This window comes from Qipengyuania gaetbuli (genome assembly GCF_009827315.1).
Classification (GTDB): domain Bacteria; phylum Pseudomonadota; class Alphaproteobacteria; order Sphingomonadales; family Sphingomonadaceae; genus Qipengyuania; species Qipengyuania gaetbuli.
The window spans coordinates 941,811-955,857 of sequence record NZ_WTYF01000004.1 but is presented as its reverse complement, the minus strand read 5'-3'; the positions used below and the strand labels follow the sequence as shown (position 1 = coordinate 955,857).

14 protein-coding genes are annotated in these 14,047 nt (G+C 64.2%); 9 read left to right on the top strand and 5 right to left on the bottom strand.

Annotated features, from left to right (window positions below):
- Window positions 1-94 precede the first annotated feature (94 nt).
- The 9 genes from GRI42_RS07050 to GRI42_RS07010 all read left to right on the top strand — a co-directional run bounded on the left by GRI42_RS07050 (window position 95) and on the right by GRI42_RS07010 (window position 10,342).
- A complete protein-coding gene (locus tag GRI42_RS07050) occupies window positions 95-1,399 on the top strand; it encodes a serine hydrolase domain-containing protein (RefSeq protein ID WP_160607594.1) in 1,305 nt (434 codons plus the stop codon).
- Window positions 1,400-1,405: 6 nt separating this feature from the next.
- The gene (gene nudC, locus GRI42_RS07045; RefSeq protein ID WP_160607593.1) at window positions 1,406-2,263 is read left to right on the top strand and encodes an NAD(+) diphosphatase; all 858 of its coding nucleotides are present in this window, start codon (window positions 1,406-1,408) and stop codon (window positions 2,261-2,263) included.
- Complete coding sequence (locus GRI42_RS07040; RefSeq protein WP_160607592.1) at window positions 2,260-2,946, top strand: DsbA family oxidoreductase; 687 nt, start codon at window positions 2,260-2,262, stop codon at window positions 2,944-2,946. The genes nudC and GRI42_RS07040 overlap by 4 nt, the downstream gene beginning before the upstream one ends.
- Before the next feature lie 173 nt (window positions 2,947-3,119).
- Window positions 3,120-3,659 carry a DUF4402 domain-containing protein gene (locus tag GRI42_RS07035; protein ID WP_160607591.1) on the top strand — a complete coding sequence of 180 codons (540 nt, stop codon included), beginning with the start codon at window positions 3,120-3,122 and terminating at the stop codon, window positions 3,657-3,659.
- A 40-nt stretch (window positions 3,660-3,699) separates the two neighbouring features.
- Window positions 3,700-4,188, top strand: coding sequence for a DUF4402 domain-containing protein (locus GRI42_RS07030; protein WP_160607590.1), 489 nt, complete (start codon window positions 3,700-3,702; stop codon window positions 4,186-4,188).
- Between the two features lie 140 nt (window positions 4,189-4,328).
- Window positions 4,329-4,829, top strand: coding sequence for a DUF4402 domain-containing protein (locus tag GRI42_RS07025; protein WP_160607589.1), 501 nt, complete (start codon window positions 4,329-4,331; stop codon window positions 4,827-4,829).
- A 63-nt stretch (window positions 4,830-4,892) separates the two neighbouring features.
- On the top strand, window positions 4,893-5,417 hold the full coding sequence (locus GRI42_RS07020) for a DUF4402 domain-containing protein (RefSeq protein WP_160607588.1): 525 nt from the start codon (window positions 4,893-4,895) through the stop codon (window positions 5,415-5,417).
- A gap of 60 nt (window positions 5,418-5,477) precedes the next feature.
- A complete protein-coding gene (locus GRI42_RS07015) occupies window positions 5,478-6,410 on the top strand; it encodes a fimbrial biogenesis chaperone (protein WP_160607587.1) in 933 nt (310 codons plus the stop codon).
- Window positions 6,407-10,342, top strand: coding sequence for a carboxypeptidase-like regulatory domain-containing protein (locus tag GRI42_RS07010; RefSeq protein WP_160607586.1), 3,936 nt, complete (start codon window positions 6,407-6,409; stop codon window positions 10,340-10,342). The genes GRI42_RS07015 and GRI42_RS07010 overlap by 4 nt, the downstream gene beginning before the upstream one ends.
- A gap of 183 nt (window positions 10,343-10,525) precedes the next feature.
- Here GRI42_RS07010 and GRI42_RS14195 read toward each other — a convergent pair whose 3' ends face one another.
- The 5 genes from GRI42_RS14195 to mgtE all read right to left on the bottom strand — a co-directional run bounded on the left by GRI42_RS14195 (window position 10,526) and on the right by mgtE (window position 14,025).
- Window positions 10,526-10,690: an MbcA/ParS/Xre antitoxin family protein gene (locus GRI42_RS14195; RefSeq protein WP_160607585.1), complete on the bottom strand. Its 165-nt coding sequence runs from the start codon at window positions 10,688-10,690 to the stop codon at window positions 10,526-10,528.
- A 300-nt stretch (window positions 10,691-10,990) separates the two neighbouring features.
- A complete protein-coding gene (locus GRI42_RS07000; RefSeq protein WP_160607584.1) occupies window positions 10,991-11,221 on the bottom strand; it encodes a hypothetical protein in 231 nt (76 codons plus the stop codon).
- Window positions 11,222-11,473: 252 nt separating this feature from the next.
- A complete protein-coding gene (infA, locus tag GRI42_RS06995) occupies window positions 11,474-11,740 on the bottom strand; it encodes a translation initiation factor IF-1 (protein WP_160607583.1) in 267 nt (88 codons plus the stop codon).
- 239 nt (window positions 11,741-11,979) lie between these two features.
- A complete protein-coding gene (locus GRI42_RS06990; protein WP_160607582.1) occupies window positions 11,980-12,369 on the bottom strand; it encodes a DUF1489 family protein in 390 nt (129 codons plus the stop codon).
- A 207-nt stretch (window positions 12,370-12,576) separates the two neighbouring features.
- The gene (gene mgtE / locus GRI42_RS06985) at window positions 12,577-14,025 is read right to left on the bottom strand and encodes a magnesium transporter (RefSeq protein WP_160607581.1); all 1,449 of its coding nucleotides are present in this window, start codon (window positions 14,023-14,025) and stop codon (window positions 12,577-12,579) included.
- Window positions 14,026-14,047 lie beyond the last annotated feature (22 nt).

Here is a 14,047-nt window from a genome sequence, read left to right as displayed (position 1 = left end):
GTCACCTGCGGATTGCAATAGTTTCGATTCGCAATTGACCGTTCAGGATCGCTTGCCCAAAACGGCGCGCGCACCAGGTTTCGAGAGGAAATACATGGCCTACCGCGATTTCGATACGTCTCCGCTTTCCCGCCGTTCGCTGCTGAGGGGCGGCGCATGGATGACTGCCGGTGCAGCCATGTCCGGCCTGCCGCTGGGCGGCGCGGCGATGGCGCAGGGCGCGGCAGCGCGGTGGCCCTCGGTATCCTCGATGGTCAACAAATACGTGGCCGAAGGCAAGGTCGCCAACATGGCCGCAGCGCTCGGCTGGGGCGACAAGGACCCGCTGCTGATCGCCAAGGGCACGCTGGTGCTGGGCGGCGCGACGCCGGTCGACATGGACAGCCTATATCGCATCTATTCCATGACCAAGCCGGTCACCGGCATGGCAACGATGATGCTGATTGACGAGGGCAAGCTGGGTCTCGACCAGCCGCTCGCCGAAGTGCTGCCGGCCTTCTCCAACATGAAGGTGCAGAAGACCTACGACGGCTCGGTCACCGACCTCGTGCCTGCCGAACGCCCGATCACCATTCGCCAGCTGCTTACCCACACAGCAGGCCTCGGCTATTCGATCATCCAGAAGGGCCCCATCCGCGATCTTTACGTCAAATACGGCGTCGTGCCCGGACAGGTGACCCGTCTGCCGATCCCCGGCCTCGGCCGCGAAGAGGCGATCCGCGGCCTCGACAAGTTCGCCAACAATCTCGCGCAGCTGCCGCTGGTCCTTCAGCCGGGCACCAAGTGGAGCTATTCGGTCAGCCTCGACCTGCTCGGCCGCGTGATCGAGGTCGCCAGCGGCATGTCCTTCGACGAGTACCTTCGCACGCAGATCTTCGAGCCGAGCGGGATGAACAGCACCTTCTTCCGTGTACCGAAGAGCGAAGTGGCCCGATTTACTACCAATTACGGCATCATGGGCGGCATGCCACTGCCGCTCGATCCGGCACCGGCCTCGATCTACCTCGACGATCCGGCCTTCCCCTTCGGCGGGGCAGGCCTGGTCTCCAGCCCGCGCGATTACGACCGCTTCCTCAAGATGCTGCTCGGCTATGGCACCATCGACGGCAAGCGCGTGATGAGCGAAGCGGCGGTCAAGATGGGCACGTCGAACCTGCTGCCCGAAACCGCCTCGACCAAGGGGACCTGGGTCGAAGGGCAGGGCTTCGGCGCCGGTGGCCGCGTGTCGAACGGCGCTTATGGCTGGGGCGGTGCTGCAGGCACGGTTGCCTTCGTCAGCCATCAGGCAAACCTGCGCGCCAGCCTTTATACGCAATACATGCCGTCCGAAGCCTATCCGATCCATGCCGGCTTCCCCGAGGCGGTGATGAAGGATCTTGCCGCGATGATGGGGGCTTAAGCACCCATGCTGTCCTTCACCGGCTCGCGTCTCGACCGCGCCGACCACGTGCGCGCCGATCCCGAGCGGCTGGCCGGTTACATGAACTGGAAGGCGAGGCTGCTCGCGCTCGACGGGCTGATGCCCTCGATCGGCGACGATGGCCGCCTCGTGTGGGGCACGCTGGCAGATGCGGCGGAAGATGCCGAGTTGGTGTTCCTCGGGCTGGACGATGGCAAGGCGTGCTTTGCTGCCGTGCCGCCGCGCGGCGATGCGTCCCCGCGCATGGCCAACCCGGCGCTGTGGTCGCTCATGGCGACGCTGCAACCCGACGACCTGGCGCTCTATGGCGGCGCGCGCAGTATCGTCGACTGGCACGCACGGCACCGTTTCTGCGCCCAGTGCGGCGGCGACACTAAGATCGCCAAGGGCGGCTGGCAGCGTGACTGCACCGCCTGCGGGGGGAGCCATTTCCCGCGTACCGACCCGGTCACGATCATGCTGGTCGAACACGAGGGCCGGTTGATGCTGGGCCGCGGGCTCGGCTGGCCGGAAGGACGCTTTTCCGCGCTTGCAGGCTTCGTCGAGCCGGGCGAGAGCATCGAGGAAGGCGTTGCGCGCGAGGTGCTTGAAGAAAGCGGCGTGCGCGTGCGCGACGTCAGCTACATCGCCAGCCAGCCATGGCCGTTCCCTAGCCAGCTGATGATCGGCTGCCATGCCCATGCCGACGACGATGCGCTGACCATCGACGAGACCGAGATGGCCGAGATCATCTGGTTTACGCGCGACGAAGTTACGGCGGCGCTCAAGGGCGAGGGGCCCTTCGTCGCGCCGCCGCCGCATGCTATTGCGCATCATCTCATGCAGTGGTGGATTTCGCGATGACCCAGCCCCGGAAAATGACCATCGATATCTGGTCCGACGTGATGTGCCCCTGGTGCCTCGTCGGCTGGGGCAATCTTTCGCAGGCGCTGGAGACGCTGCAAGGCGAGATTGAGGCAGAAGTGCGCTGGCACGCTTTCGAGCTCAATCCCGACATGGCCGAGGAAGGGGAGGAGCGCACGGCGCATATCGCCCGCAAGTACGGCCGGACCATCGAACAGTCGAAGGCCGTGCAGGGCCAGATGCGCGCAGCTGCCGAGGCGGCACGCGTTTCGCTCGATTACGAGGGCGAAGAACCCGCGCCCGATGCGATGATGTGGAACACCTTCGCCGCGCACCGGCTGCTCACCTGGGCAGGCGAGACGCTCGGCCCCGAGAAGCAGACGCAGCTCAAGCTTGCCCTGTTCAAGGCACACTTCAACGAGCGCCGCCGCATCGGGGAGCGCGAGATCCTGCTCGACGTTGCCGAAAGCGTCGGGATCGAACGCGAAGCTGCCGCAGCCGCGCTCGACGACGAGGAAGTGGCGCGCAAGACCCGCGCGGAAGAACGAGCCGCCTGGGACATGAACATCTCGGGCGTCCCCGCGATGATCCTCGAAGGCCGGTTCATCGTGCCCGGGGCACAGCCGCCCGAGGCTTATGCCAATGCGCTGCGCCGGGTGGCGGAGAAGACCGCCGCCGCCTGAACTGGCGCAATGCGTTAACACTTGCGGAAATCGCTGTCCCGTCCTGGACTCGCGTTCAGGAAGGCGCGTTTCGGCACGTGCAATCCACTGAAAGATTATGCTAACCATCTTCGCATGAGCCCGGTGCCCCGCATCCAGACTTGCCTCCCCGCCCGCAATTGCCGGGTGCGCCCGTGAAGCTGCCGGGCCGCATCGCTGCAGCCTGCGCGCTGGCGCTGGGCGCCTGGTCGGTTCCGGCTGCAGGCGATAAGCCGCAGCTGTCGGTCATCAACGGGCAGGGCCTGCGCTTCGGCACCTTCGCCGTCCCGACTTCGGGCTATCGCGAAATCTCTCCGTCCGGCGGCGTGACGAGCGGCGGCATTTTTGCTCTCGACCAGAGCGGGGTGGGGCCGGCGCAGTTCGTGGTGCAATACGATCGCGGCAACAACGGCCGGCGCCGGATGGATCTTGTGATCGAGCTGGTGTTTGCAGCACCTGCCACCTTTGCGCAGGGCGGGCTGACCGCGCGGCTGTCGCGCTACCAGATCGATCTGCAGGGTTACGGCATGGTCCAGCCCGGCCAGGTGATCCGCGTAGAGATACCTAATTGTGTGCAGCGCGTCTGCTCGCGTAGCTTCAACCTCGGAGGACGCATCGATGTCGACAGGACATTCGGCGGCGGCCTCGTCGAGATTCCGATTTTCGTCGATGCCGTCCTTGTCTCGAGCAATTAAGGCCCTCGGGCTTGCCGCTGCGGCACTTGCTTCGCCTGCAATGGCGGACGGCGACAGTTCCAGCGTCACCGGTATGGCCCATGCCTCGGTGGTGGAACCTTTGACCGTACGCCAGATCGATCCGCTGCAATTCGGCACGCTGGCTGTCCGGCAGGGTCAATCGGGTGCCATCAAGGTCGATCCCGCGACGGGGGCCGTCTCCTACAGCGGGGCGCTCGGCAATGCCTGCCCCTCGTCTTCTGTCTGCGCGGCCTCTCCGGCGCTGTTCCTTGTTAGCGGAGAAGAAGGGCGCACTTACCGCATCGAGGCTCCTGCCAGCGTCACCGCTTTCCATACCAATACAGGCACCGGATTGCCGGTTGCCGATATCACGGTGGCTGTCGAAAATGCGGCCGGCGAGGCCATGCGCGGCGTGCTGGGCGAGATGGGGCAAGACCGCTTTCGCGTGGGCGGAACCTTGCAGGTTGCAGCCGGAAGTCCGCTCGGAACCTATCGCGCGGACCTCCAGATGGTGGTTTTTTATGATTGATGCGGGGTTAATCTGCTCCGTAAAACCCCGTAGGTGTGCGGTTTCCAGGCAGTAAGACTTCCTTAAAGCCTACGTAGTATCCCCTAGATCAGCACCGGCAATAGCTGGTCGCGCTATTGTTCGAATTCAGGGGACACCAAATGAAGAAGATCGTTCTTGCGGCAGCCATGACCAGCGCCGTTATCGCCGTGCCGGCAGCCGCCGCACCGGGCGACACTGCTAACACCTCGGGCGTAGCGAACGCAGAAATCGTTGCCCCGATCGCCATCGTCCACGACACGGGCGCCGCGCTCGACTTCGGTATCATGACCGCTGGTGGCGGTGGTACTGTCGTCGTCCTCACGGACGGTTCGGGTACCGCAACGGGCGAAGTCACCCTCGTTTCGGGCAGCGCAAACGCTGCCGACTCCTTCACCGTGACCGGTGACGCGAACCGCAGCTTCGACATCGTGACGACCGGCGGTTCGGTCAGCAACGGCACCGGCGGCACCATGAACTTCTCGACCGATGCCGACGCGACCGGCACGCTCGACGAAACCGGCGAAACCTCGTTCAGCGTCGGTGGTACGCTGACCGTGGGCGCGAACCAGGCTGCAGGCAGCTACACCGGTTCGTACACCGCAACGGTGACCTACAACTGATCGACGAGATGATCGCCGGGCTGCAAGCGTAGTCCGGCGAGCATCGACGACAGGCATCGTCCCATGGGCAAGCCATTCTCAAAGACACTGTTTGCGGGAATGCTGGCCATGGCGACGGGCTTGTTCGCCACGCCGCTGGCGGCACAGGCGAACGACACGGACGACACTGCCGGGGTGACCAATGCCCGCGTGGTGGAGCCGCTTTCCATTACCGCGATCGCCGACCTGCGGTTCGGCACGCTGATGCGTCCGGCCACTGCCGGCATCATTGAAGTCGCACCGAACGGTGCGGTGACGGGCAATCTCGATATCTCGGCATTTCCGGGCGGTCGCGGACCGGCCCGTTTCACCGTGCTTGGCGAGCGCAACCGCCGCTTCGTCGTCTTCACGCCGAACCAGATCACCATCTCGAACGGCACGGCCACGATGGTCGTCGACCGCTTCCGCGACAACCGCACGCTCGGTTTCGCGCGGTTCAATGCCGTAGGCAGCTTCGACCTTTATGTCGGCGGGCGCCTCAATGTGACGGCAAACCAACAGGTCGGAACATATTCGGGGACTTTCGACGTAACCGTTCTTTATCTGTAAATGTCGACTGTCTAAGGCTGTCTGTAGGAGCGCGTAGTCGCTACAGGCAGGGAAAATATCATGAATTCAGGGTCGAAACCTTTCGGCGGGATGCGCACCGCCGTATTCGGCGCAGCCGTGTCCCTTGCGTTTGCCATTTCCGGACCCGCTACGGGCCAAGCCAGCCTGTCCCAGGCCGCACCTCCGCCTCCCGCCGGATCGGTTGGCGGCGTCGGCGATGTGAACCTGTTTCCCAAGCGCGTCGTGATCGACGGGCGCCGCTCGATCGCCACGGTCGGCCTCTACAACAAGGCGGTCAATCCGGGCGATTACGAGATCACCATCGTCGACATGGGCATGACGCCTGAAGGCCAGCTGCTCGCCTTTGACAACGGCCTCGATCCTGCCAGCCAGGCGCGGGTCAAGACGGCCAGCCAGATGCTGCGCTATTCGCCCCGCCGGGTCACTCTGCGCGGCACGGAATCACAGATCATCCGAATCATGGCACGCGCCGGGGCAGAACTGCCGGATGGCGAATATCGTTCGCACTTCACCGTGACCTCGGTTCCGGAAGCGGATGGCTTCAGCATCGAGCAGGCGACTACCGGCGGCAGCGATGACGGTATCGGCGTCACCATCCGCCCGCGTTTCGGCATCGCCATCCCGATCATCGTCCGGATCGGCGAAACCACACTCGATGTCGGGATTTCCAATGCCCGCGTGCTGACCGCGCGCGACGGGACGCAGGCAGTTGCCTTCACGCTCAACCGTTCGGGCACGCGCTCGGCCTTTGGCGACATCACCGTGAAAGCCGCGGGTTCTTCGGACCCGATCGCGATTTCCAAGGGTGTCGGCGTCTATCCCGAAGTCGACAGCCGGGAAGTCATAGTGCCGATCGATCCCGAGGCAGACCGCCGGTTGACCGCTTCGGGCGCGAAATTGCGGATAGAATTCGTCGACGATGACTTCTCGCCAGGCTCCAAGCTAGCCGAGCTCGATTTCGTGGTGCCGTGAGCAGGCGGAAAATCGTCGGCGGTGCTGGCACCGCGATACTGATTACCGCTGCCGTCGGGTATGGCCTTGCTCCCGGCGACAAGGCGCAGCGGACCAAGATACCCGCGCCCAAACGCTTTGACCCGCAAGAGGCTGGCCCTTCGGTCAGCTTGCGCCGCCCGCTACCCACGCCCAGCTTCGGTGCGGACGATCCGGCATCGTCGAAGGCGGGGCTGAATGCACGCAAGATCGGCCCGAAAGCCCGGTTTTCCGGTTCGGGCAGCGATGTTCCGGTGCTCGCCCAGGCATCGCTGGAAGAAGCGGCGAAGAAACGCCCGCCCGCCTATACGCCGCTGCTACCGAAGGCCGGAACAGCGCAGGCCCCGGCGGCCGCGCCCGAAGAACCTGCGCCCGCGGTCCAACTTGCCGTTTCGGAGAATGCGCCTTCGCCCGTCCTTGGTGATGCAGAGGCGGAGGAACTGCCTGTTCCTGCGTTCGGGGCAGGACCGGACCCGGTAATCGAGCCGGCAGAGCCGGTACTTGCCGCCGCGCCGAAAGCCGATGAAGCCGTCAACGCTGCGAACGTTGAGGTGCTGGGCGTCCCGCTCGCCCCTGTCCCGCTGGACACCCAGCCGTTACCGGAAACGTCCGATGAGCCGACGGGGGAATTCGCCCAGGCATTCGTTACCGAGCAGCCGGAAGTATCGACCAGTAGCTTCATTACCGAGACCGAGGCGGTTCCGGAAACGGACGAACCGGAAGTCGAGACCTCGCAGCTAGCTCCTGCTCCCGAGGTGGACGCGGCTGGCGAGGCCGTGGCGCGGGACCATGCCGAAGCCGAGGAAAACACATCTTCGCCCTTCAGCGAAGAGCCACTTGTTGGGGGGCTTGAACCAGCCAATCCGGCACCCCCAGCTCCTCCGCCGCCTCAAGTGGAGCCGGAGACCACTCCGCCGGAAGTGACCGAACCAATTACGGCGCCTCCCGCACCGGCGGAAGAGCTCGCACCGGCGGCAGCGGCTACCGCTCCCCTCGCTCCTCCGCCGCAGCCCGCTTCCGCAGAGCAGGTCCCCGAGTACGAGCGGCTGTCCTTCGCTCCTCGATCGCGCCGCGCGGTACCTGCAAGGACACAGGCTGCAGCCACGGCGGCAGAGCCTGCCCCGCAGGTCGATTCTACCAGCTACGTTGCCGCGCCTTCGCCGCCGGTCCGTACGCCGCCTGCCGCAGCAGAAGCGCCTGCCTCCTACGCCTCGCTCACATCGGGCCTGATCAAGCGCGGGAATGCCGCGTCCGCATCCGCGCAGCCTGCCGGGGCTGAACTCACTTCCGCTCCGGGTCTGCGCGGCGCGATCGCGGGTGACGGGCCGCTCATCTCATACCAAGACGAACTGATCCTCGAGGTGAGGGTCAACGGTGCGTCCGAGACGGACACGATCATTGCCTATGGAACGCGCGGCGGCCTATACCTGCCGCTCGGCCCGCTCGTGCGTATCCTCGATCTTGCGATCTCGGTTACCGACGAGGGGCGCTATGCGCATGGCTGGATCCTCGACGAAAGCCGCACGCTGACGATCGACTTGCGCTCGGGCACGATCGAGGCTGGCGGCAAGACCATCAAGACCGACGGCGTGCTGGCGGCCCCGTTCGACGGTGAACTTTACCTGCGTGCCGACCAGTACGAGGCGCTGTTCCCGCTGTCGGTCAAAGCCGACCTCAGGTCACAATCGGTCCAGATTACCACGCTGGAGAAATTCCCGTTCGAGGAACGGCTGGCCCGGATGGTTCGCCGCGCGAAGCTGGAAGCCGCCGCCGGCAACAAGCCGAAGGACGATTTCGAGCGGGTCGTGGCACCCTATCGCCCGCTGTCGATCCCGACTGCCGATGTGGAATTGCGCGCCGTGTCCGACAGCAATTTCGGCACCCGGGCGGAAGGCGATTTCTACGTCGCAGGCGATCTCGGCTACCTGTCGGCGGAAGGCTATTTCAGCGGGGACACGAAGAACGGTCCCACCGCCTCGCTGTTCAAGGTCGGGCGGATAGATCCCGACGCAGACCTGCTCGGACCGCTTGCCGCGACCGCCTTTTCGGCGGGGGATATCAATTCCGCCTCCATGGCGATCGGGCTGCGCAGCGTGGCCGGCCGCGGGGCAATGGTCACCAATGCGCCCTCGCAGGTCGGTTCGGTGTTCGACCGTGTGGACCTGCGCGGCATCCTGCCCGACGGCTACGAGGTCGAGCTTTACCGCAACGATATCCTGGTGGGCTCGACCCGCGATGCGGTCAACGGCCAGTACGAATTCCTGCAGATCCCGGTCGATTTCGGCCTCAACGTCTTCCGCTTCGTCTTCTTCGGCCCGCAGGGCCAGCGTAGCGAGGTTGTGGAGCGGATAAGCGTGGGGGACGGCCGCCTGCCCGAAGGCAAGCTGGTCTACAGCATCGACGCGGCTCAGAAGCAGCAGAACCTGCTGGGCGTCAGGCCGCCGAACTATATCGAGCCTGCCGGTTACGGCGACTGGCGCACCAGCGCACAGCTGTCCTATGGGGTCACCTCCGGCCTTACTGCGCTGGCGGGTGCCGCATGGTTCGAAGACCGGGGGGAGGACCGCTGGCTGGCCACCACGGGGCTGCGCACCGGCATCGCAGGCCTTGCCGTGAAGGTCGATGCGGGCGTTGCCGACGGCGGGTCGTACGCCTTCGGAGGTGGCGTCGGCGGCCGGTTCGGCAGGTCGAGCGTGACGCTCAGCCACATGGAGTATGGCGGGGAATTCCCGGACGAGACGGTGGGGCTGGGCAACCAGTTCCTGCGCCGCGCGACCGAACTCGATTTCAATACCGCGATCAGCCTCGGCGGAGACGGGTCGGGCCTCACCGTCCCCGTCAGCGCACGCATCCGCAATTACGAGGGCATCGACGGGCGCAACACCTTCTCTGCCGGAACGAGGGCATCGGCCCGCACTTCGGGCTTCCTCATTTCCAACACGCTCGACTATTCGCGCACCAGCGGGGGCGGGATCGAGGCGTTCGACCAGCTCTTCGGCAGCTTCGATCTCGCCACGCTCAGCCGATCCGATACCCGCGGACGGCTGTCGCTGGGCTATTCCGTCCTGCCCGAGGCGGACCTGCTCAACGCCTCGCTCGAAGTCGACCACCGGCTGGACGACCGCACCTCGATCCGCGGCTCGGCGGGCTATTTCTTCGAAGCGAAGCAGCCCGCTTTCGGCCTGTCCGCCGCGCGCGAGTTCGATACCTTCACCCTGGCGTTCGACGCCCGTTATTCCTTCGTAGACAAGAGCCATTTCGTCGGCCTGCGGCTCGGCTACAGCCTCGGGCGCGATCCCTTGCGCGGGCGCGTGTTCATGGCGCGTCCTGGCCTCGCGGCGTCGGGTGGGGCAAGCCTGCGCGCCTTCCGTGATCTCGATGGCGACGGAGTATACGGCCCGCCGGACGAGCCGGTGGAAGGAGTCGACTTCATCTCCTTCAACCGCACCGGCACCACGGATGACCAGGGCGTCGCACAGCTATCGGGCCTCGGCGTCGGGAGGGCGGTGACCGTGCAGATGGACCCGACCACGCTGCCCGACATCGACCTCGCCCCGCAGCGCAAGGGCATCGAGATCGTGCCGCGCCCGGGCACGATCCAGGCGATCGATTTCCCGATCGTCGCTCTGTCCGAAGTGGAAGGCACAGCGCGCTTCGCCGATGCGCAGGGTCGAGGCGTGTCGGGCGTGCGCCTGCGCCTGCTGAACCCCAAGGGCGAGGTCATCTCCTTCGCCAAGACCGAGGTCGACGGTTACTTCTTCTTCGAACGTGTGCAGCCCGGCCGCTACACGCTGGCGATCGATCCCGACCAGATATCGCGCCTCGGCCTGTGCGAACTGGACGGCGAGGCCATCGTGATCGACCCGCAAAGCTCGATCGTCACCCGCGACCTGACCATCAGGCAGTGCGATTGATCTGGACCCATTCTTGGCAAGCAGTTGCGTAGGGGTAAGACCATGGACAGAGGCACTTCTCGTTCATCAAAAAAGGCCCCCGCTCTAACGTAGAGCGAGGGCCCTATAGTCGAGGTCGGCATCGAAAATCCGATGCCTCCCTTCGGGTCGCCTGGTTGCAGGTCCTTCTGCGTTCGATTGTCCCTAGTATTCCGTAGCCGCGTTTCGATACTGGATCTCTGCCAGTGCATCTTCGACGAGAGAGCGTCCTTCATCGCTGGCGATGACCAAATCGATCGGTCTTCCGCCAAGAGCCTTGTGCGGCGAATTCATGAATGTGATGGCAGCTTCGCGCCCCAAGACGATCATGGCCAGTCTTGTAGTGTCGGATTGCCGCTGTGCAGCCTCGTTAGTAAGGCGAGGCGCAGCCTTATGCGGTGCCCTCACGGTACGAGCTCTGTTGCCAGATAAAATATTCGAAGTGTCGATCCCATGTTGTCCTCCTCACATCAAGCGGGAGCACAACTTGTCTCTCAGTCGCAGGACGCTAAAGGCTCTGGCTGCGATGGAATTAGAGATAGCAGGCTTCGCCAAGTTTGTATCCAAAAATAAATATCGCTGCCGAGCGTGAATGCCATCGCCAGATTTCTCACTTTGAGATGGAGCGCATCATCTGACGATTTGAGGCGCTTCGTCCGGCTTCCGATGTTTCTTGGGTGTGAGCTGGGCCTTGCTCCAAGCACATGCAGCAGCTGCGCCAAGCCCGTGCTGGAACGCGCTGATCCTTCCGGCAATCCGTGCAGCTTGTTCCAGCTTGGCCAGACGAGCGTCAACATTGGTGGCCGCTGTGGCATTCATCAGGGCTCGCTGATGAGCCGCATATTCGAAATTCAGGTCCATGGGGATTCTCCTGCATTCGCGGAAATGCCTTGGCATGGCCGCAGTTTTGGCGACGGTTTTCAATCCACCATGGCAGCGACGAGGCGTCGAAGCTCGAAAGCAGGGATGATGTTGGCGATAGGCCCACGATCCTTTTCTACGGGGAAATTCGTAGTACCGTGTCGGGGCGAAAGCATGGGGCGCAGCGGACTGCGCGAGGTATTATTGTTCATATTTGTCCGGCAGACGTTTGCTGCCGCCTTCAAGATAATGTCAGCGCCGATATCCGCGCTTTCGGGCTCCTGCGGGCGACTGCCCGGGGGTCCTTTCGCGGAATACGATCCGGCCCTTGGTCAGATCGTAGGGCGTCATCTCGACATGTACGCGGTCTCCAACGACCGATCGGATGCGGTAGCGACGCATCTTACCTGCTGTGTAGCAGATGATCCGGTGCTCATTATCTAGGGTGACGCCAAAGCGACCATCAGGCAGGACCTCGTCGATCGCGCCTTCCATCGTAATGAGTTCTTCTTTCGCCAAATTGCATCCTTCGCGTACGAAAAATCATCCGCACGGACGAATTCCGTCGCGGAGCCAGGGGTGCGTGAAAAGGAAGTGGTGCCGCTCGCGGGTTCGCGTGCTGTGTGGCAATCATAATCCGTCGCAGGCGACGTTAGGCAATTTCGATATAAGGCATTATTAAAAAATTTCAATGCCTGCATCTTCACATCGACGAAAATTGTTCAGCGATCAGGTCTGCCTGCGAGTTCCGTTCCGGATCAGATCAGTCCCAGCCGCTCCAGCTTGCCTGCCAGCTTACCGGGTAGCGCATCGCCTATGTCCTCGCCTTCCGCGAGGTCGCGCGGCGGTTCGCCCTTGAGATAGCGCCAGCCCTGGTGGGCGCGCTTGGGGCGGGGGTGGACGCGGATCAGTTCGGGCTTGAGGTCGATCGACCAGCGCCCGTCGCGCGTCTCGGAAAAGCCGGTAATCTCGCTGCGGGCGACGATGCTGTGTTGGTGGATCCAGTAGAGCGAGCCGCCGATGCACTCTTCCCACTTGGTTGGGCGATAGCGCGTCGTCAGGTTCGGACTGCGCCGCTGGGCATACCAGCTTTCGATATCGGCATAGCTTTGCGCGCCGAAGGCGATCTTGGTCAGGTTGAGCGGCATGGCTTCCTAGATAGAGCGCTGCGCCGGTTCCTCAACCGGCTTGGCTCCCGAAACCGCTTTCCTACTCGATGCCGGGCGTTGCAGGCTTGCCGGATGCATCCAGCCATCGCCCCTCGAGCCGAGCATTTCCGCCGCTTTGCGCACATCGCAACGCCCCAGGATTTTTTCTCCCAAGACCGTGTTCCAAGTGTTCCACCCTGTAGGGTTTCAGACCACTCCGAGTGCCACGGCGAGGCCGAGGAAGGCGAAGAAGCCCATCGAATCGGTGATCATCGTCACGAACACGCTCGATGCGACGGCCGGGTCCTGGTCGAGCCGTTCGAAGGCCACGGGAACGAGCACGCCGGCAAGACCTGCGGTGACCACGTTGATGATCATGGCCAGCGCGATCACCCCGCCCAGCAGGGGGCTGAAGATGGCCGCCGTCGCCGCGCCCACCAGCACCGCGATGGTCGCCCCGTTGAGCAGGGCGACGCGCATCTCGCGCGCGAGGATGCGGCCCGTGTTGGACCTCGTGAGCTGGTTCATGGCAATGGCGCGCACGGTCACGGCCATGGTCTGCGTTCCGGCATTGCCCCCGATGCTGGCGACGATCGGCATGAGCACGGCGAGCGCGACAAGCTGCTCGATAGCGGCGCCGAACAGCGCGATGATGAGGCTGGCGATGAGCGCCGTGCCGAGGTTGGCGACCAGCCAGCGTACGCGGGCCGAATAGGCCTCGCGGATCGGCTCGTTGATGTCGCCTTCACCGGCACCCGACATCAGCAGGGCGTCCTCGCCCGCTTCTTCGGAGATAATGTGGACCACGTCGTCGACGGTCATCTGGCCGACGAGGCGCCCGTCCTCGTCCACCACGGCGGCGCTGATGAGGCCGTACTTCTGGAACATCAGCGCGACCTCTTCCTGGTCGAGCATGGCCGGGACCAGCGTCTGGTCGCGCTTCATCACGTCGGACAGCGCGATGTTGCGCGGCGTGCGCAGGATCCACGAAAGCTGGCAGGTCCCGACCGGGTGATGGCGCTGGTCGACCACGAAGACCTCGAAGAAGTCCTCCGGTAGGTCGTGCTGGTCGCGCAGGAAGTCGATCAGGCCGCCCACCGTGATGTGTTCGGGCACGGCCACGAACTCGCGGCTCATCAGGCGCCCGGCGGTCTCCTCGGGATAGGAGAGGGCGGTCTGGATCGCGATCCGGTCTTCGGGATCGAGTTCGGCGAGGACCGCGCGCTGGTCCTCTTCGTCGAGATCCTCGATCAGCTGGACTGCGTCGTCGGTTTCCAGCTGTTCGGCAATCTGCGCCACCGCGTCGGCGGGCAGGGCCTCCATCATCTCCTCGCGGACGTAGTCGTTGAGCTCGGCAACGACGTCGGAGGTCATGAGGTCGGTGATGGCCGAGGCGAGCTGGGTACGCTCGTCCTTCTCGAGCAGTTCGAGAAGGTCGGCCACGTCGGCCGGGTGGAGCGGTTCGACGAGGTCGTAGACCTCGCCTTCGTCGCCCGCTTCGAGGGCATCCTCCACCGCCTGAACGAACTCGCGCTTGAGCGTGTTCTCCTCGTCCATGCGTTCGTCGTCGATACGGTCGTCCGGGCGCGCGCCTTCATCCGGCGTTTCGGCCAGCATCACGTCGTCGTCTTCGAGGGGCCGTTCGTCCTCCGCCATGCTGCCCCGTCTAGGCACCCGG

What these genes read in the sequence shown, in the direction of transcription:
- GRI42_RS07050 (WP_160607594.1), top strand. Translation starts at nt 95, where the DNA reads ATGGCCTACCGCGATTTCGATACGTCTCCGCTTTCCCGCCGTTCGCTG.
- nudC (WP_160607593.1), top strand. Translation starts at nt 1,406, where the DNA reads ATGCTGTCCTTCACCGGCTCGCGTCTCGACCGCGCCGACCACGTGCGC.
- GRI42_RS07040 (WP_160607592.1), top strand. Translation starts at nt 2,260, where the DNA reads ATGACCCAGCCCCGGAAAATGACCATCGATATCTGGTCCGACGTGATG.
- GRI42_RS07030 (WP_160607590.1), top strand. Translation starts at nt 3,700, where the DNA reads ATGGCGGACGGCGACAGTTCCAGCGTCACCGGTATGGCCCATGCCTCG.
- GRI42_RS07025 (WP_160607589.1), top strand. Translation starts at nt 4,329, where the DNA reads ATGAAGAAGATCGTTCTTGCGGCAGCCATGACCAGCGCCGTTATCGCC.
- GRI42_RS07020 (WP_160607588.1), top strand. Translation starts at nt 4,893, where the DNA reads ATGGGCAAGCCATTCTCAAAGACACTGTTTGCGGGAATGCTGGCCATG.
- GRI42_RS07015 (WP_160607587.1), top strand. Translation starts at nt 5,478, where the DNA reads ATGAATTCAGGGTCGAAACCTTTCGGCGGGATGCGCACCGCCGTATTC.
- GRI42_RS14195 (WP_160607585.1), bottom strand. Translation starts at nt 10,690, where the DNA reads ATGATCGTCTTGGGGCGCGAAGCTGCCATCACATTCATGAATTCGCCG.
- GRI42_RS07000 (WP_160607584.1), bottom strand. Translation starts at nt 11,221, where the DNA reads ATGGACCTGAATTTCGAATATGCGGCTCATCAGCGAGCCCTGATGAAT.
- GRI42_RS06990 (WP_160607582.1), bottom strand. Translation starts at nt 12,369, where the DNA reads ATGCCGCTCAACCTGACCAAGATCGCCTTCGGCGCGCAAAGCTATGCC.
- mgtE (WP_160607581.1), bottom strand. Translation starts at nt 14,025, where the DNA reads ATGGCGGAGGACGAACGGCCCCTCGAAGACGACGACGTGATGCTGGCC.